Origin of the sequence: Micromonospora sp. NBC_00617, assembly GCF_045161355.1 — a bacterium.
Lineage (GTDB): Bacteria > Actinomycetota > Actinomycetes > Mycobacteriales > Micromonosporaceae > Micromonospora.
The window spans coordinates 5,667,848-5,685,148 of sequence record NZ_CP107751.1 but is presented as its reverse complement, the minus strand read 5'-3'; the positions used below and the strand labels follow the sequence as shown (position 1 = coordinate 5,685,148).

Below are 17,301 nucleotides of genomic sequence, written 5' to 3'. Positions count from 1 at the left end.
ACCCGAGCCTTCTGGAGGCGGAAAAGATGCCAGCGATCGTGCTCATCGGCGCTCAGTGGGGCGACGAGGGCAAGGGCAAGGTTACCGACCTGCTGGGTGAGCGGGTCGACTACGTCGTGCGCTACTCCGGCGGCAACAACGCCGGGCACACGGTCATCACCCCGGACGGCCAGAAGTACGCGCTGCACCTGATGCCCTCCGGTGCGCTCTCGCCGAGCGCGATGATCGTCATCGGCAACGGCGTGGTGGTCGACCCGAAGGTGCTGCTCGCCGAGATCGACGGTCTCGCCGAGCGGGGCGTGGACGTGTCCCGGCTGCGGATCTCCGGTGACGCGCACCTGATCATGCCGCACCACCGGGCCCTGGATCGGGTGATCGAGCGTTATCTCGGCTCGTCGCGCATCGGCACGACCGGTCGGGGCATCGGCCCGGCGTACGGCGACAAGGTCGCCCGGATCGGCATCCGGCTGCAGGACCTGCTCGACCCGGGCATCCTGCGCAAGAAGCTGGAACTCGCCCTGCGCGAGAAGAACCAGATCCTGTTCAAGGTCTACAACCGCAAGGCGATCGACCTCGAGGCCACCGTCGAGGAGTACCTGGAGTACGCGGAGCGGCTCAAGCCGTACATCGCCGAGACCCGGGCCATGCTCTGGGACGCCCTGGACCGGGGCGACACGGTGCTGCTGGAGGGCGCCCAGGCCACCATGCTCGACATGGACCACGGCACGTACCCCTTCGTGACGTCGTCCAACCCGACCGCCGGTGGCGCCTGCGTGGGCGCCGGTATCCCGCCGACCGCGATCACCCAGGTGATCGCGGTGAGCAAGGCGTACACCACCCGGGTCGGCGCGGGGCCGTTCCCGACGGAGCTGTTCGACGCCAACGGCGCGCACCTGCGCAAGATCGGCGCGGAGTACGGCACCACCACCGGGCGGGAGCGCCGGTGCGGGTGGTTCGACGCGGTCGTGGCCCGGTACGCCTGCCGCCTCAACGGCGTCACCGACCTGGTCATCACCAAGCTGGACGTGCTCACCGGGCTGCCCAAGGTGCCGATCTGCGTCGGCTACGAGATCAACGGCAAGCGCGTCGACGACATGCCGATGAGTCAGACGGACTTCCACCACGCCACGCCCATCTACGAGGAGCTCGACGGGTGGTGGGAGGACATCACCAAGGCCCGCACCATCGACGAGCTGCCGGAGAACGCCCGCCGCTACATCGCCCGCGTAGAGGAAGTCTGCAAGACGAGGGTCAGCGTCATCGGCGTAGGCCCAGGCCGAGAAGAAAACGTAGTCCAACACCCCCTCCTCCCCTAACCCCCACCCACCCACCCACCCACCCACCCACCCGGCCCCCGGCCCCCGGCCCCCCCCCGGCCGCCCGCGTCGCCCGTCGCCCCTTCGCCCTGTTGATCAAGAGATTTGGGTCAAAATCTCGCACGAATCTGACGCAAAGCCCTTGATCACCGAGGTGAGTCGGGGCGAGGCGCGGCGGGCGAGAGGCAGGTCGGGTGGGCGGGTTATCCACAGGGGGCGGGGGGTTGTCCACAGGGGCTTCGGTGGGGTTGAGTTGGTGGGCAGGGTGTTGGTGTGGGACCACACCAGCTTCTATGCGAGGTCGCGGCCGGGCAGGACGGGATGGTCACCCTGGCGCAGGCGCTGCGCGCGGGTCTGACCAGGGGCCAGGTCCGACAGTTGTGTCGGTCGGGCAGGTGGCGGCGGCTGCTGCGCGGCTGCTTCGTGCCGGACGCGGAGGTGAGCGATTCGACGCTGCGGCGGGCACGCGTCCGGGCGGCGGTCGTCGGGCTGGGCCCGGGCGCGTTCGCCGTCCTCGACACAGCGTTGGAGTTGCACGGCATCGCCGGTCTCCGCCGAAGCCCTCTGGTCCACGTCTCGGTGCCGGTTGATCGACCTCGGCCTCAGCGCGCTCTCGCGCCGTGGCTCGTCGTGCACCAGGTGACCGTGGCCTCCGGTGACATCACCGAGGTCGCGGGCGTTCGCGCGACCTCGTCGCTCCGTACGGTCTCGGACGTCATTCTCCGGGTTGACCGTTACCCGGCTGTCTCGGTCCTTGACTCGGCCCTGAACCAGGGGCGCATCACCCCCGCGCAGCTGGCGGTGATCCCGAGCCTGATCGGGGGCCGACGGGGAGCGGTCGCGGCACGTGGTCATCTCGTCGAGGCGGACGGGCGGGCCCAGTCGCCGTTGGAGACGCGTGCCAGGCTGCGGTGCGTGGACGGCCGGGTGCCGCCCGACACGCTGCAATTGGAGGTACGGGACGACGACGGATACCTTCTCGGCGTCGGTGACCTGGGGTGGCGTGCCGCGAGGGTGATCGCCGAGGCGGATGGTCGTGACGCCCACGGCACCGCCGAGGCGGCCTTCGCTGACCGCCGCCGACAGAACCGCCTGGTCAACGCCGGCTGGACGATCCTTCGCTTCACCTGGCAGGACACCCTGCACCCCGCGTGCATCCCTCACACGGTCCGCGAGGCGATCGCGGCCGCCCACCGAAGGTGATCAAGAAGTTTAGGTCAGAAACGCGTCGATGTTTGACGCAAATCTCTTGATCACCGGCGCGATGCGCGGCGGTGGGTGGGGTGGACAGTAGGATGCCCGTCGTGCGGGTTCTCTTGGTGGGTGGTGGTGGGCGGGAGCATGCTCTCGCGCTCGGGTTGGAACGCGATCCGGCTGTTACGGCGCTGATTGCCGCGCCTGGTAATCCGGGGATCGCCTCGGTTGCCGAGTTGCGGGCCGTCACCGCGACCGACCCGGCCGCTGTCGCCGCGCTGGCCGTGGAGACCGCGGCTGACCTGGTGGTGATCGGGCCGGAGGCGCCGCTGGTCGCCGGTGTCGCCGACGCGGTACGCGCCAAGGGAATCGCCGTGTTCGGCCCGTCGGCCGAGGCCGCCCAGTTGGAGGGCTCCAAGGCGTTCGCCAAGGACGTGATGACCGCCGCCGGCGTGCCGACCGCCCGGGCGTACGTCTGCACGGACGAGGAGACCACCGCGCGGGCGCTGGACGAGTTCGGCGCCCCGTACGTGGTGAAGGACGACGGCTTGGCCGCCGGCAAGGGCGTGGTGGTGACCGACGACCGGTCCGCCGCGTTGGCGCACGCCGCGGAGTGCGGCCGAGTCGTGGTCGAGGAGTTCCTCGACGGTCCCGAGGTCAGCCTGTTCGTGGTCACCGACGGCGAGGCGGCGCTGCCGCTGCTGCCCGCACAGGACTTCAAGCGGATCGGCGACGGCGACACGGGCCCGAACACGGGCGGCATGGGCGCGTACGCGCCGCTGCCCTGGGCCCCGCCCGGCCTGGTCGACGACGTCATGCGCGACGTGGTCCACCCCACCCTGGCGGAGCTGCGCCGTCGGGGCATGCCGTTCGCGGGCCTGCTCTACGTGGGCCTCGCGATGACCGCCGCCGGTCCTCGGGTGATCGAGTTCAACGCGCGCTTCGGCGACCCGGAAACCCAGGTCGTGCTCGCCCTGCTGGAGACCCCGCTGGGTGGGCTGTTGCACGCGGCGGCCACCGGCACACTCGCCGAGCATCCGCCGCTGAGCTGGCGCGACGGCGCGGCGGTGACCGTGGTGCTCGCCGCGCACGGCTACCCGGCCGCGCCGCGCACCGGCGACGGGATCACCGGCGCGGATCGGCCGGGCATCATCCACGCGGGCACCGCCCGCCGGGCGAGCGACGGCGCGTTGCTGTCCGCTGGCGGCCGGGTCCTCTGCGGTACGGCCACCGGCCCCGACCTGGCTGCCGCCCGGGATGCGGCGTACGCGCTGGTGGACGGGGTGGAGTTGGCCGGCTCGCAGCACCGCACCGACATCGCCACCGCCGCGGTCGAGGGCCGGATCACGATCCCGAGCTGAGGTTCCCGCGTCAGCCGAAGTAGCGGCGTAGCTCTCGGGCGAGCACCTTGCCGGTGGCGTTGCGGGGCAGGTACTTCACGAAGACCACGTCCCGGGGTACGGAGAACCGGGCGAGGTAGTGCCGGACGTACTCGCGGACCGCTTCGGGGTCGAGGGTCTCGCCGGGGTGCAGGGCGAGGAACGCGGCCAGTCGCTGGCCGTACTCGGGATCGGGTACGCCGATCACGGCGGCCTCGCGTACCTGCGGTAGTTGGGCGAGCAGGTCCTCCACCTCGGACGGGAACACGTTCTCGCCGCCGGAGACGATCATGTCGTCGGCCCGGCCGTCGACGAAGAGCAGTCCGTCGGCGTTGAGTCTGCCGAGGTCGCCGGTGTCGAGCAGGCCATCGCGGGTCTCCCGGCTGACACCGGAGGTGTAGCCCTCGAAGAGCATCTCGTTGCCGACGAAGATGCGGCCGACCCGACCTTCCGGTATCGGCTGGCCGTCGGCGTCGAGGATTTCCAGGCGGGTGCCGTGCGGCGGTCGGCCGGCCGCGGTGGGTGCCTGGCGCAGGTCCGCGGGGCCGGCGATGGACGCCCAGGAGACCTCGGTGGAGCCGTAGAGGTTGTAGAGGACGTCTCCGTACACGTCCATGAACTTCGGGGCGAGCCCGCCCGGCAGTGCCGATCCGCTGACCGCGACGACCTTGAGCGGGGGGAGCGGGTCCGGTGCGGGCACTTCCAGCAGCCGTTGGAGCATCACGGGTACGGCGAAGAGGGCGTCGCAGCGGTGTGCCACCAGGGCGGCGAGCGTGGCGGCCGGGTCGAAGCGGCGGTGCAGCACGATGGTGGCCCGCAACGCGAAGCACACCTGCAGGGCGGCGAACCCCCAGGTGTGGAAGATCGGGGCGGCGATCAGCACCCGGTCCCTGGCGTGCAGCGGGATGCGGTCGATGATGGACACGAGCGGCCCGAAACCGCTGGGTGTGGGCCGGCGGGCGCCCTTGGGCGCGCCGGTGGTGCCCGACGTGAGCACGATGATCCGGCCGTCGCGCTCCGGCGGGTGCAGCTCGCCGGGCAGCGCTCCGGCCACCAGCTCCTCGCGGGCGCGTTCGTCGAGGCGGGGCAGCTCGGCGGGGAGGCCGAGGACCCGTTCGGCGAACTCGTCGTCGTGCACCAGCAGCCGTAGCCGCTGCTCCTCGGCGACGGTGGTCAGTTGGGCGGCGGAGAGCCCGGTGTTGACCAGGACCGCGTCGACGCCGAGCAGGGTCGCCGCGACGATGGTCTCGATCAGCCCGTGGTGGTTGCGGCACAGCACGCCGATCCGGTCGCCGGCTTGTACGCCGAGCCCGGACCGCATCGACCGGGCCATGCGTTCGGCCCGGTCGAGGAGCGTCTGGTAGGTCACCTCGACGCCGTCCTCGTCGATGATCGCCGGTCGGCCAGGGTCTCGGGCGGCTGCCTGGCGTAGTTCGCCGGCGAGACTCCACCCCCAGGTGCGCAACGCGTTGAGCTGCGAGGCGATCCGGATCGGGCGGCCCGGGGTGAGCAGGCCGCGCCGGGTCAGCGTGGCGACGACGAACGGCAGGTCCATGCCGCAGACCTCCTTCGGGTGGTGCGCGGACAGGCAGGTAGCTCCCGTCCGGCAGGGCGTCTTCCTTGATCATGCACCCGACGCGGAACCAGGCCCAGCCAGCATCGGCATGGGGTGATGAAGACGGCACGGATAGGTAGGACGCCGCCCCTGGCCCGACCGGCGGTCGGGCCAGGGGCGGCTGACCGAAGGCTCAGCGGATCTGCGTGCCGGAGATCGCCCGGGAGATCACCAGTCGCTGGATCTCGGACGTACCCTCGAAGATGGTGTAGATCTTGGCGTCGCGGTACCAGCGTTCGACGGGGTGGTCGCGCAGGAAGCCGGCCCCGCCGAGCAACTGCACCGCCTTCTCGGTGACCGACACCGCCACCTCGCCGGCCTTGAGCTTGGACATCGAGCCCTCGCCCGCCGTGAACGGGCGGTTGTTGCGGCCCATCCAGGAGGCCCGCCAGACCAGCAGTCGAGCAGCGTCGATCTCCATCCGCATGTCGGCAAGCGCGAACGCGACCGCCTGGTTCTCGATGATCGGCCGTCCGAACTGGACCCGGTCCTTCGCGTAGTCCAGGGCGTACTCGTAGGCGGCCCGGGCCACGCCGAGCGCCTGCGCGCCGACCGTGGGTCGGGACAGCTCGAACGTGCGCATCGCGGCCTGCCCGCTGGCCCGTTGCCCGGAGCGGGCGCGGTCCAGGCGTTCCAGCAGGGCGTCGCGTCCGCCGAGCAGGCAGCGGCCGGGCACGCGTACCCCGTCGAGGAAGACGTCGGCGGTGTGTGACGCGCGCAGGCCGAGCTTGCGCAGCTTGCGGGTCGCGGCCAGGCCGGGGGTGCCGGGCGGTACGACGAACGCGGCCTGGCCGCGGGAGCCGAGCGTGGGGTCGACCGAGGCGGTGACCACGTGCACTCCGGCGATGCCGCCGTTGGTGGCGTACGCCTTCTGGCCGGTCAGCACCCACTCGTCGGCGGCCTCGTCGTAGACGGCCCGGGTGCGCATCGCGCCGACGTCGGAGCCGGCCTCCGGCTCGCTGGTGCAGAACGCGGCGACGGCCGGGGAGTCCACGTCGCCGAAGCACTGCGGCACCCACTCGACCATCTGGTCGGGGGTGCCGGCGCCGTAGATGGCGGCGACGGCGAGCGAGGTGCCGAAGATGCTCAGGCCGATGCCGGCGTCACCCCAGAAGAGCTCCTCGCTGGCGATGGGCAGGGAGAGGCCGGTCGGGTCTGCCCAGCAGGTGGCGAGGAACTCGAAGCCGTAGAGGCCGACCTTGGCGGCCTCCTGGATCACCGGCCACGGGGTGTCCTCGCGCTCGTCCCACTCGGCGGCGGCCGGGCGCACGACCTCGGCGGCGAAGCCGTGCACCCAGTCGCGTAGATCCCGCTGTTCCTCGTTCAGGTCGAGCGAGAACTCAGCCATGTCAGGCCTTGGGGATGTCGAACAGGTTGGCGATGTTGGCGGCGAGGCCGAGGTCGCCCTTCGCCTTCAGCTTGCCGGTCATGAACATCATCACCGGGTTGGCGCCGCCGGAGACGATCTTCAGGAACTCCACCGGGCCCATGGTCAGGCTCAGCTTCGGGTCGTGCTGCGGAGTCTCGTTCACCTCGCACTTGCCGTCGGCGATGGCCACCTCGTAGGTGTCGCTGCCGCCGTCCGGACGACCGGTGATGATCCAGTGGATGACCGCGTTGGTGGAGCCGGCCCGGTCCGCGCGGAACAGCGACGGCATCCGGCCGAACACCTCACCGAGCACCTTGCCGCGCAGGTCACCGGACATCACCTGGGCGATCTTGTCGTCCGGGGTGGACTTGACCAGCTGGGCGAACTCCTTGGGGCCGACGTTGGCGAAGGTGGCCGGGTCGAAGTCAGTCATGAGATGCGCCTTCCGGGGAGATTTGGCTACTCGCGCGTAACCCTACGCACGAGTAGGTATGCTCGCAAGGTGTCCGGTGTCCCCGCCTTCAAGCGCCTGCCCCGCGCCGTGCGCGAGCAGCAGATGCTCGACGCGGCCGTGAAAGTCTTCTCCCGGCGCGGCTTCCACGCCGCCAGCATGGACGAGATCGCGGAGGACGCCGGCATCTCCAAGCCCATGGTGTACGCGTACCTCGGGACGAAGGAGGAGCTCTTCGTCGCCTGCCTGCACCGGGAGGGCACCCGGATGATGCAGGCCATCGCCGGGGCGGCCGCCCCCGACCTGCCGGCCGACGAGCGGCTCTGGCGTGGCCTGCGGGCCTTCTTCGGCTTCGTCGGCGCGCACCGCGACGGCTGGGCGGTGCTCTACCGGCAGGCCCGGGGCGAGCAGCCGTTCGCCGGCGAGCTGGCCACCATGCGGGCCCGGCTGGTCGAGGTGGTCGCCGGGATGCTCGACCACGCGCTGCGCGCCGAGGGCCGCGAGATCGCCGCCCTCGACCTGGAGGTCGTCGCGTACGCCCTGGTCGGCGCGACCGAGTCACTGGCCGACTGGCTCGCGGACCACCCGGACGCCGACCCGGAGAAGACTGCCACCCGGATGATGAACGTGGCCTGGCTCGGCGCCGGCCAGCTCCTGCACGGGGTCACCTGGCGTCCGCCGGCCGACTGACGGCCCCGACGGAGGCAGCGTCGGTGCCCGGCTCGCCGGCCCGCGCCGCGGGCGGAGCCAGCGAACCGCCGAGCGTGGTCCAGCCCGCCGGGACGGGTGCGAGCCGCCCGGTGACCGGGTCGGCGGATCACCTCCTTCGGGTCCCGGGCGTCAGGCCGAGCGCACCAGGGCGGGTGCGGTGAGCAGCGGGCCGTGCGGGATCTTGTCGTCGGCGGTGGGGCCGTGCGAGGTCAACACCACAGGTGCGCCCAGCTCCGCGCCCACCGCCTCCTTCCAGTCCGTCGGCGGGTCGTCGTACCGGGGGCGGGAGCGCAGCAGGCGGTCGGTGAGCGCGGCCTGGCGGTCCAGGTCGCCGGGTGGGCCGGGGTCGAGCCGGTCGGTGGTGTCGTAGCGGCGGCAGATCCGCAGCTCGGGGCCGGCGAGGTCGAGGTGGGTCAGCGCCAGGCCGTCCACGCCGCCGGCCGCCGCGAGGGCGTACCGGTGGGCGACCGCGTCGAAGTGGCCGAACCGGAACCGGCCCTGCCACGGGTTCGTCGGGTTGTGCGGATCGGTCAGCGGCAGGCTCGGGTCCTCGGTCACCAGCGGGCCGGCCCCGTGCCGGGTGGTGACGATCCGTAGCACCCCGAGCCGGGTCAGGTCGCCGGTCCGGCCCGCCTCGGCGAGCAGGCTGTCGGCGTTGGCGAACGTGGTGGTGCTCCACGTGGTGTACGGGTGGAAGCCGTGCCACTCGTCGAGCAGGACGCCCTGCGCGCCCTCGAAGACGCAGGTTCCCGCGCGCAGCGCGCCGGCGAGCCAGGTCCCGTCGACGATCGCGACCCGCCCGGCGAACCCGGTGAACGCGGGCAGGCAGTCCTCGACCGGCGGCGCGTCCAGCGGGCCCAGCTCGGCGGTCAGCCGGTCCCGCAGGGCGGTCAACCTGCGGCGCAGCAGCGCGGGGCGGTGGCAGTCGGCGACGCGGGGCGCGTCGTCGGGGTGGGTGAGGCCGTACGCGACGGCCTCACCCACCCCCAGCCCGCAGGAGCCGTGCCGGTCGGCTCCCCGGGCGATCTCCCGAGCCCGGTTGGCGGCCCGGTGGTACGGGGTGGCGAGCAGCGCGTCGGAGTCGACGGTCAGCCGGTCGAGCGCGTCGGGCACCCCGACCGTGGCGAGGTGGTCGGCCTCGGCGGCCAGCGCCAGCGGGTCCACCACCACGTGCCGGGACAGGTGCGTACCGACACCGGGATGGAACGTGCCCGCGCCGAACTGCGCGAACGTGTGGTGCCGCCCGTCGCGCAGCACGACGTTGTGCGCCGCCTGCGCGCCCCCGTTGAAGCGGACCACCGTGTGCACCGGGCGGGTGGCGCAGAGCCAGTCCACGACTGTGCCCTTGCCGGCGTCGCCGAAGCCGAGGTCGACCACCGCCACGTGCCTCACAGCCGGGTCACCCCGCCGGTGGTGTCGCGGAACGCCGGCAGCGTCGACACCTCGGCCCGCCGCCCCCGGCCGAGGCGGGCCAGGGCCTTCGAGACGGTGCCGGTGGCGCTGGAACCGGCGTGGTCCAGGTGGCGAAGGCCCTCGTCCAGGTCGATGGCCTGCTCGCCGAGGCCGATGGTGAGCGCGATGGTCTCGCAGACGGCGTCGAGGTCGTCGAGCACGACGGCGTTCTGCCCGAGCAGGTCCCGCCAGAAGTCGAGCACCGTCGCGTTGCCGGCGTAGTGGCTGCCGGCGGGGAGCAGGTAGTAGGTGTCCCAGCGGCGGGTCACCTCGTCGACGACCTGCCGCAGCGGCACGTCCTCGGAGAGGTTGTCGCCGATCAGACCGGCCACCTCACGAGCCTTCACCTGCGGGTACGCCAACTCGTCGCCGATGATGAACAGGTAGCCGCGCCGGCCGCGCTTCTCCCAGTTGTCGGTGACGGTGTGCCGGGCCATGAAGTACAGGGCCAGTTCGTACGACTCGCTCATCTGCCCGCCGCCACCGCCTTCGAGGACGATCCGGCCGAGGTCGTCGTCCATCCTGTTGTCCGACTCGAACTGGCCGACCTGCAACGGCACCCGGTCGCAGGTGGCGTCGCCGATCGCGCCGAACATGATCTGCGGATCGCTGGCGTACCCCTGCCGTTGCAGCAGCCCGAGCAGCTGCGGCAGCTTGGTCTGCAGGGCGCGCGGCACCCTGCGCATGGAGCCGGTCACGTCGAAGAGCACCGCGATGGGCGTCGACTGCGGGTGCTCGTCGGAGTCCCGGCTCTCCCGGCTCGCGTCGCGGGGGTCGAGCGCGGGGTGCACGGTGCGCGCCCCGCTGTCGCTGTAGGAGAAGGCGCTCCGGCCGGTGGACCGGCGGTAGCGGTCGGCGGCGTCGTACACGTCGGTGGACCAGATTCCACTGCCCATGACAGCTCCTTAGGGGGTGAGGGTGAAGGGTCGGAAGGTGCGTGGCCCGTAGAGCCGGTCCAGCACCTGGTCGAGCTCGCGCAGCAGACGCCAGGCGTCGTCCGGCCGGGCGTCCAGGGCCCGCTGCCGGCAACCCTGCGCGAAGGCGTGCAGCTCGCGGGGTGCGCGCGGCCCCATCAGCCAGCTCATGCAGCGGCTGGCCATCGCGATGTCGGTGCCCGAGCCGCAGGGCCGCTTGCCGGGGACCTCCTCCGGATACCAGTCCTGGTGGCCGGGCACCAGCGCCGGGATCGTGCTGCCGACGGCTGCGGAGAAGCACCAGTCGATCAGCACCACGCCGTGTGCGGCCGGCTCGATCAGCACGTGTCGCGGCAGGACCGCGCCGTGCACCACGCCCGCCCGGTGGGCCAGGCCGAGCACCACCAGCAGCCGTCGCCACATCCAGGCCACGTCCCGGGTGTCCAACCCGTCGGGGTACGCGCGCCGCACCTCGTCGAGGTCGTGCAGGCCGGGCGCGGTGGCGAGCACTGTGATCCGCCGTTCCGCGCCGGTCGCGGCGTCCCGGTGCGGGAACTCGTCGACGAGCCGGGGCACGTACGGCAGGTAGCGCGGGTCGCCGCGCTCGGCGATGGTGCGCAGGGCGTGCGCCTCGCGGGCCATCAGGTCGTTGTCGGTGGGCCGTCGGGGGAGTTTGAGCAGCCGGTCGTCGCCCACGTCGTAGAGGTCGGCCAGGTCACCCGAATGGGCCGGCTTGCCGAGGCGGTAGTCGCCGAGGACCGTGACCTGCCGGGCCTGCCACCGGGTGGTGACGTGGATGAACGCGTCGAGGGCTTCGGCGCGTACCGCCGGGTCGGTCGGCAGGCGGTCGGGGTGCAGGGCCGCGACCAGCTCGCGGTAGCGGCGGGCCGGCTGGTCGGCGCCGAACAGGTCGGCGTCGGTGCGGGCGGCCGCGACCAGGCCGATGGCCTCCGCGGCCCTCACCGCACGGTCTCCTCGCGGGCGGGGCGCAGCAGCGCCGGGTGCAGCAGGCGGGCGTCGCCGGCCCGGTAGAGCCGGGCGCGCGGGCCGCCTCGGGCGCCGCCGCGCTCGGTGCTGGCGCCGGTGCTCCCCACGAAGCCCGGCACGGAGAGCACCTTGCGGTGGAAGTTGCCGGCGTGCAGCGGGTGCCCCCAGACCGTCTCGTAGACGGCGCGCAGCTCGCTGATCGTGAACTCGGCGGCGAGGAAGCGGGTGGCGAGCGGCGTGTACTCCAGCTTGGACCGCGCCCGCTCCAGCGCGTCGTCGATGATGCGGCCGTGGTCGAAGGCGAGCTGCCGGCTGGTCAGCGCGGTCACCGGCAGCCAGCTCGCCTCGTCGGCGTCGGTGCCGGCGGCCGGGTCCGGCAGGTCGGGGGCGAACGCGAGGTGGGCGATCGAGACGACCCGCATCCGCGGGTCGCGGTCGGGGGCGCCATAGCTGCCCAACTGCTCCAGGTGTACGCGCCGGAGCCCCTCCCCGCCGAGCCCGGTCTCCTCGGCCAGCTCCCGTCGAGCGCCGGCGGTCAGGTCCTCGTCGGGGCGGACGAAGCCGCCGGGCAGTGCCCAGTGCCCCGCGAAGGGCGCCTCGCCGCGCCGGATCAGCAGCAGGTGCAGCGCGTCGTCGCGGATGGTCAGCGCCACCACGTCGACTGTCACGGCGACCGACGGGTAGGCCCGCGGGTCGTACGCGGCCAGAAAGTCCTGCTCGTTCATCACGTCTCTCTCGTTCTGAGAATATCTCGTTGTGAGAACAACGTAGCGCAGACGTGTGCCCCTGCCAAGCCCGAATCAGGATCGGCAGGGACGCGTCAGCGCACCAGACCCGCCAGGTGCGGCCGGCCGTGCGAGTCGTGCAGGGCGAATGCCCCGTCCGGCAGGAGGGTGAAGTCCACCGTGCTCGGCAGCGGTACGGGCAGCTTGAACGCCACCTCGACGGTGTAGGCGTCCGGCAGCCGGGTCTCCAGCGCCGCGAGGCAGCGCGCCTTGCTCCACATGCCGTGCGCGATCGGCCGGCGGAAGCCGAACAGTCGCGCCCCGAGCCGGGAGGTGTGGATCGGGTTGTGGTCCCCGGAGACCCGCGCGTACTCGGTGCCGACGCGGGGTTCCACCCGCCAGCGGGCCGTGGCCGCGGGCGCGGGCGGACGCTCGTCCCGATCGCGCCCGCCGGGTGTGCGGTCCCGGCCCAGGTACGTCGAGACGCCGCGCCAGACCTCCTCGCCGTCGACCGAGCCGACCAGCACCACGTCCACCTGCCGCCCCCGGTCGTGCGGACGCAGCTCCTGGGCGAACGTCGTGAAGTCGAGGGCCTCGTCGGCGGTGATCGGGCGGTGCACGGTGATCCGGTTGCCGACGTGCACCACGCCGGTCAGCGGGATGGGAAAGCCCGGCGCGGTCATCAGTCGCAGGGTCAGCGGAAAGCCCAGGACGTGCGGGAACGTCGCGGGCAGCCGATCGGTGAGCCGGAACCCGCAGACCCGGTCGTAGTCGGCCAGGCGTGCCCGGTCGGTCCGCACCCCGGCCACGGTGAACTCGACCGCCGGCAGGTCGTTCCCACGACGTCCTCGGCCGAGGCCCGGCAGCGCGCCGAGCGCGGCCCGCCGGTACAGCGCACCGGCCGCCGGCATCCGGGCCAGCTCGACGCGTTCGCGGCCGGCCGGCCGGTCACCGCTGAGGTCGCTGGTCACCTCGGCTGCCGACGCGGTCAGGTCGTGGGTCTGCTCGACGCTCAGGTCGGCACCGGCGGCCTCCGGCCGGCGGATCGCGTCCAGCGTCTCGGACGACAGGATCTCGGTCGGGCCCTCGATCAGCTCGTGGACCGACAGGTCCTCCGGCTCTCTCCGTTTGCCCATCACGCCCCCAGCAGACTCTGGCCGCAGACCCGGACGACGTTGCCGCTGACCGCGCCGCTGGCCGGCCAGGCCAACCAGCCGATCGTCTCGGCCACGTCCACCGGCAGCCCGCCCTGGGCCAGGCTGTTCATCCGCCGGCCCGCCTCGCGGACCACCAGCGGGATGCGCGCGGTCATCTGCGTCTCGATGAAGCCGGGGGCCACCGCGTTGACGCTGATCCCCCGGTCGCGCAGGGCCGGGGCGAGCGAGTCGACCAGGCCGATCACGCCGGCCTTGCTGGTGGCGTAGTTGGTCTGCCCCCGGTTGCCGGCGATCCCGGCGATCGAGGAGACGCCGATGATCCGTCCGCCGGCCGGGATCAGCTCCCGCTCCAGCAGCACGTCGTTGATGCGCTCCTGACTGGACAGGTTGACGTCGATGACCTGGTCCCACCGGTCGGCGTCCATCCGGCCGAGCGTCTTGTCCCGGGTGATGCCGGCGTTGTGCACCACCGCGTCGACCCGGCCGTGTCGGCTGGTCAGGTGGTCGGCGAGACGGGTCGGCGCGTCCGGCGCGGTCAGGTCGAGTTGGACGGCCGTACCGCCGATCTCGTTCGCCACCGCGGCGAGGGCGTCCCCGGCCGCCGGGATGTCCAGGGCGACCACCCGTGCGCCGTCGCGGGCGAGGACCTTCGCCAGCGCCGCGCCGATGCCCCGAGCAGCCCCGGTGACCAGCACGACCTGCCCGTCCAGTGGGCGGTCCCAGTCGGCCGGCGCGCTCGCCACGCCGGCGCCGACCCGGATGACCTGCCCCGAGACGTACGCCGACCGGCCGGAGAGCAGGAACCGCAGGGTCGATTCGAGGCCGGTGCCGGTGGCGTCGCGGGTCACTTGGACGAGCTGGGCGGTGGTGCCCCGACCGAACTCCTTGCCGATGCTGCGTACCAGCCCTTCCAGGGCGCGCTGGGCCGTCGCCGCGCGGGTCGTCGAACACTCGCCGGGCGGGGTGCCGAGCACGATCACCCGGCCACTGGGCAGCAGGGCCCGGGCCTGCGGGTGGAAGAAGTCGTAGAGCTGGCGCAGTTGCGTCGAGTCGGTGATGCCGGTGGCGTCGTACACCAGGGCCCCGAGACGGTCCTGCGCTTCGGCCGTGCCGGTGTCGCGCAGCTCGACCCCGGCGGCGGCCAGGATCGTGGTGACCGGCTCGGCGAGCCGGCCGCCGCTGGCCGCGCCGAACAGCGCCGGCCCGGGCAGCAGCGGGTCGCCGGGCTGGTGTCGGCGCAGTCGCGGCGGGTCGGGCAGCCCGAGGCGCTTGACCAGCGCGCGGCCGGCGGCCGATTGGACGAAGCTCGCGTACCTGTCGGTCATGGGCGTAGCCTACTGGCGAGTAGGGTTCGAGCAACACTTTCGAGGAGGCGGATCGTGCAGAGCATCCGGCGGGTCGCGGTCATCGGGGGCAACCGCATCCCCTTCGCCCGTTCCAACTCCCGCTACGCGGACGCGTCCAACGCGGATCTGCTCGGCGCGGCACTGGACGGTCTGATCGCCCGCTACGGGCTGGCCGGGCAGCGGGTCGGCGAGGTGGTGGCCGGCGCGGTGCTCAAGCACTCCCGCGACTTCAACCTCACCCGCGAGGTGGTGCTCGGGTCCCGGCTCGACCCGCACACCCCGGCGTACGACATCCAGCAGGCCTGCGGCACCGGTCTGGAGGCGGCGATCCTGGTCGCCAACAAGATCGCCCTCGGTCAGCTCGACGTGGGCATCGCCGGCGGTGTCGACACCACCTCCGACGCGCCGCTCGCGGTCAACGAGGAGATGCGTCGCACGTTGCTCAAACTCAACTCCGCCCGGACGCCCGGCCAGCGGCTGAAGGTCGCCGCGAAGCTGCGCCCGCTCCAGCCGTTCAAGCCGGAGATCCCGCGCAACGCCGAACCGCGTACCGGCCTGTCGATGGGGGACCACGCCGCCCGCACCGCGCTGCGCTGGCAGATCGACCGGCGCTCACAGGACGAGCTGGCGCTGCGCTCGCACCAGCGGCTCGCCGCCGCGTACGACAGGGGCTTCTTCGACGACCTGATGACGCCCTACCTGGGGCTCACCCGCGATGCGAACCTCCGCCCGGACAGCAGTCTGGAGAAGCTCGGCGCGCTGCGACCCGTCTTCGGCACCCGCGGCCCGGACGCCGAGCACGCCACCATGACCGCCGGGAACTCGTCGCCGCTCACCGACGGCGCGTCCACCGTGCTGCTGGCCAGCGAGGAGTGGGCCGCCGCGCACCGCCTGCCGGTGCTGGCCTGGTTCAGTTGGTCGGAGACGGCGGCCGTGGACTTCGTGCACGGCGACGAGGGGCTGCTGATGGCTCCCGCGTACGCGGTGCCGCGGATGCTGGCCCGTGCCGGGCTGACGTTGCAGGACTTCGACTACTACGAGATCCACGAGGCGTTCGCCTCGCAGGTGCTGGCCACCCTCGCCGCCTGGGAATCGCCGGAGTTCTGCAAGGACCGGCTCGGCCTGGACGCGCCGTTGGGCGCGATCGACACCGACCGGCTCAACGTCAACGGCTCGTCGCTGGCCGCCGGCCACCCGTTCGCCGCCACCGGCGGGCGGATCGTGGCCACGCTGGCCAAGCTGCTGGCCTCCAAGGGCAGCGGACGAGGGTTGATCTCCATCTGCGCGGCCGGCGGCCAGGGCGTGACGGCGATCCTGGAGCGCTGAGGCCTGCGGGGCCGATCGATGTCCCGGACTATCAGCAGGTGCGTGAGCACCGCCACGCCCTCCGGCTCGAAGTAGTCAGGTGCCTCGTCTGCCATCACCGCTCCCCTGGGTAGAAGCATCGGTTCCGCGGGTGGCGGGGCGGCGAACCGCGGGCGTCGCAACGAACGGCGGACGATACTGGCACGGTGGAGGAGGACCTCGTCGAACTACTGGCCTCGACCGGAGTCACCTGCCGGTTGTTGGTCGAGCAGACGCGGGGCCCATACCACCGAGCTGTGCATCCCGAGCGTCGGGAGATCACCGAGGACCGCGATGGTCTCCCGCTGCGCCTTGGGCTACGCCTACTGGCGGCGGACGCCACCACCCCCCTCGCGGACGTCCTCGTCGAGGTCTGGCAGGCCGACCACGTGGGCCGATACTCCGGCTTCCCGCCATTCGAAGCGAGGCCGGGACAGGTGGTCACCTCGGAGTCGGTGCCGCACGATGTGATCGCCGCCGGTGAGACGTACCTGCGGGGCAGCCAGCGCACCGACGAGCGTGGGATGTGCGCGTTCAACACGATCTACCCGGGCTGGTACGCCAGCCGCACGGTGCACATCCACCTCATCGCGCACCTCGGCGACCGCTCGGTGACCACACAGCTCTACTTTCCCGACACGGTCACCGACGAGGTGTTCAGTCGCCCGCCCTATCGGGGCCGGCCGCAGCGCGACACCACCAACGCCACCGACAGCATCTTCGCCGACGGCGGTGAGCAGATGATCCTGGACCTGCAAGGAGATCCGACGACCGGCTACACCGGAGTCCTCTGCGTCGTCCTCGACCAGCAAGCGCGACCTGCCTCGGCTGCGGGTCCTTCGGCGGAAAGCGACGGTTGATCGTGGCCAGCAAGGAGCAGATCAGGACCACCATCGAGACCCACCTCGCCGCCGTCGGCGCCGCCGACGCTTCCGCATTGGCGGATCTCTATACACCGGATGCCCGTCTGCATGACCCCGCTGGCGGATCCCCAGTCACCGGCCGAACGGCCATCGAGCAGCACTTTGCCGGCGTGCTCACCGAGCAACGGACAATGGAACTCGTCATGGTGGCGATCACCGACCACCACGCCGCGTTCCACTTCCGCGCCACACCAGCCGACGGCCCCACCAGAGAGGTCATCGACACCATGACCTTCGACGACCAAGCCATGATCACTTCAATGCAGGCGTACGCGAGCTAACACCAAACCCGGTCGGAGTAACCTGCGTGGCCTGCCGTCCGGCTAGTGGGAGGAATCGCTCCACCGAGGCCGCGAATGCCGAGGGGTCGTCCACCCAGGGGAAATGCCCAGCCCGAGGCTGTTGGCCGCTGCGCCCG

Annotated in this window: 16 protein-coding genes; 7 read left to right on the top strand and 9 right to left on the bottom strand. The window is 72.2% G+C overall.

Going from position 1 to position 17,301, the window contains the following annotated elements; all coding sequences use genetic code 11:
• Positions 1 to 26: 26 nt before the first annotated feature.
• The 3 genes from OG505_RS26190 (at position 27) to purD (ending at position 3,871) form a co-directional block, all read left to right on the top strand.
• Entirely contained in the window at positions 27 to 1,316 is a 1,290-nt protein-coding gene (locus tag OG505_RS26190) for an adenylosuccinate synthase (protein ID WP_405428490.1), read from the top strand.
• A 273-nt stretch (positions 1,317 to 1,589) separates the two neighbouring features.
• Positions 1,590 to 2,519 (top strand): type IV toxin-antitoxin system AbiEi family antitoxin domain-containing protein, encoded by a 930-nt coding sequence (locus tag OG505_RS26185; protein ID WP_405428488.1) that lies wholly within the window; start codon positions 1,590 to 1,592, stop codon positions 2,517 to 2,519.
• Positions 2,520 to 2,620: 101 nt separating this feature from the next.
• Positions 2,621 to 3,871 carry a phosphoribosylamine--glycine ligase gene (gene purD / locus OG505_RS26180; protein ID WP_405428486.1) on the top strand — a complete coding sequence of 417 codons (1,251 nt, stop codon included), beginning with the start codon at positions 2,621 to 2,623 and terminating at the stop codon, positions 3,869 to 3,871.
• A 10-nt stretch (positions 3,872 to 3,881) separates the two neighbouring features.
• On the opposite strand, the gene OG505_RS26175 is transcribed toward purD, so the two are convergent.
• From OG505_RS26175 to OG505_RS26165, 3 genes are all read right to left on the bottom strand, one after another.
• Positions 3,882 to 5,444 carry an AMP-binding protein gene (locus OG505_RS26175; protein ID WP_405428484.1) on the bottom strand — a complete coding sequence of 521 codons (1,563 nt, stop codon included), beginning with the start codon at positions 5,442 to 5,444 and terminating at the stop codon, positions 3,882 to 3,884.
• 193 nt (positions 5,445 to 5,637) lie between these two features.
• Entirely contained in the window at positions 5,638 to 6,852 is a 1,215-nt protein-coding gene (locus OG505_RS26170) for an acyl-CoA dehydrogenase family protein (protein WP_405428482.1), read from the bottom strand.
• A gap of 1 nt (position 6,853) precedes the next feature.
• A complete protein-coding gene (locus tag OG505_RS26165) occupies positions 6,854 to 7,306 on the bottom strand; it encodes an SCP2 sterol-binding domain-containing protein (RefSeq protein ID WP_405428480.1) in 453 nt (150 codons plus the stop codon).
• A 69-nt stretch (positions 7,307 to 7,375) separates the two neighbouring features.
• Between OG505_RS26165 and OG505_RS26160 the strand changes: the two genes are divergently transcribed.
• A complete protein-coding gene (locus OG505_RS26160) occupies positions 7,376 to 8,014 on the top strand; it encodes a TetR/AcrR family transcriptional regulator (RefSeq protein WP_405428478.1) in 639 nt (212 codons plus the stop codon).
• A 150-nt stretch (positions 8,015 to 8,164) separates the two neighbouring features.
• Here OG505_RS26160 and OG505_RS26155 read toward each other — a convergent pair whose 3' ends face one another.
• The 6 genes from OG505_RS26155 to OG505_RS26130 form a co-directional block, all read right to left on the bottom strand.
• The gene (locus OG505_RS26155) at positions 8,165 to 9,427 is read right to left on the bottom strand and encodes an adenylosuccinate synthetase (RefSeq protein ID WP_405428476.1); all 1,263 of its coding nucleotides are present in this window, start codon (positions 9,425 to 9,427) and stop codon (positions 8,165 to 8,167) included.
• Positions 9,424 to 10,383 (bottom strand): hypothetical protein, encoded by a 960-nt coding sequence (locus OG505_RS26150; RefSeq protein ID WP_405428474.1) that lies wholly within the window; start codon positions 10,381 to 10,383, stop codon positions 9,424 to 9,426. The genes OG505_RS26155 and OG505_RS26150 overlap by 4 nt, the downstream gene beginning before the upstream one ends.
• Positions 10,384 to 10,392: 9 nt before the next feature.
• Positions 10,393 to 11,364: a serine/threonine protein kinase gene (locus OG505_RS26145; RefSeq protein ID WP_405428472.1), complete on the bottom strand. Its 972-nt coding sequence runs from the start codon at positions 11,362 to 11,364 to the stop codon at positions 10,393 to 10,395.
• Positions 11,361 to 12,113: an NUDIX hydrolase gene (locus tag OG505_RS26140; protein ID WP_405428470.1), complete on the bottom strand. Its 753-nt coding sequence runs from the start codon at positions 12,111 to 12,113 to the stop codon at positions 11,361 to 11,363. Before OG505_RS26140 ends, OG505_RS26145 begins: the two co-directional genes overlap by 4 nt.
• A 95-nt stretch (positions 12,114 to 12,208) precedes the next feature.
• Positions 12,209 to 13,249 (bottom strand): MaoC/PaaZ C-terminal domain-containing protein, encoded by a 1,041-nt coding sequence (locus OG505_RS26135; RefSeq protein WP_405428468.1) that lies wholly within the window; start codon positions 13,247 to 13,249, stop codon positions 12,209 to 12,211.
• Positions 13,249 to 14,595, bottom strand: coding sequence for a 3-oxoacyl-ACP reductase (locus tag OG505_RS26130; RefSeq protein WP_405428466.1), 1,347 nt, complete (start codon positions 14,593 to 14,595; stop codon positions 13,249 to 13,251). The genes OG505_RS26135 and OG505_RS26130 overlap by 1 nt, the downstream gene beginning before the upstream one ends.
• Before the next feature lie 54 nt (positions 14,596 to 14,649).
• Here OG505_RS26130 and OG505_RS26125 point away from each other — a divergent pair, with 54 nt between their 5' ends.
• The 3 genes from OG505_RS26125 (at position 14,650) to OG505_RS26115 (ending at position 17,164) form a co-directional block, all read left to right on the top strand.
• Entirely contained in the window at positions 14,650 to 15,942 is a 1,293-nt protein-coding gene (locus OG505_RS26125) for an acetyl-CoA C-acetyltransferase (RefSeq protein ID WP_405428465.1), read from the top strand.
• Positions 15,943 to 16,127: 185 nt separating this feature from the next.
• Positions 16,128 to 16,820: a hypothetical protein gene (locus tag OG505_RS26120; RefSeq protein ID WP_405428463.1), complete on the top strand. Its 693-nt coding sequence runs from the start codon at positions 16,128 to 16,130 to the stop codon at positions 16,818 to 16,820.
• Between the two features lie 2 nt (positions 16,821 to 16,822).
• Positions 16,823 to 17,164 (top strand): nuclear transport factor 2 family protein, encoded by a 342-nt coding sequence (locus OG505_RS26115; RefSeq protein ID WP_405428461.1) that lies wholly within the window; start codon positions 16,823 to 16,825, stop codon positions 17,162 to 17,164.
• Positions 17,165 to 17,301: the final 137 nt, after the last annotated feature.

Coding starts and splice junctions, on each gene's coding strand:
- OG505_RS26190 (WP_405428490.1), top strand. CDS start 27: ATGCCAGCGATCGTGCTCATCGGCGCTCAGTGGGGCGACGAGGGCAAG.
- OG505_RS26175 (WP_405428484.1), bottom strand. CDS start 5,444: ATGGACCTGCCGTTCGTCGTCGCCACGCTGACCCGGCGCGGCCTGCTC.
- OG505_RS26170 (WP_405428482.1), bottom strand. CDS start 6,852: ATGGCTGAGTTCTCGCTCGACCTGAACGAGGAACAGCGGGATCTACGC.
- OG505_RS26165 (WP_405428480.1), bottom strand. CDS start 7,306: ATGACTGACTTCGACCCGGCCACCTTCGCCAACGTCGGCCCCAAGGAG.
- OG505_RS26150 (WP_405428474.1), bottom strand. CDS start 10,383: ATGGGCAGTGGAATCTGGTCCACCGACGTGTACGACGCCGCCGACCGC.
- OG505_RS26140 (WP_405428470.1), bottom strand. CDS start 12,113: ATGAACGAGCAGGACTTTCTGGCCGCGTACGACCCGCGGGCCTACCCG.
- OG505_RS26135 (WP_405428468.1), bottom strand. CDS start 13,249: ATGGGCAAACGGAGAGAGCCGGAGGACCTGTCGGTCCACGAGCTGATC.
- OG505_RS26130 (WP_405428466.1), bottom strand. CDS start 14,595: ATGACCGACAGGTACGCGAGCTTCGTCCAATCGGCCGCCGGCCGCGCG.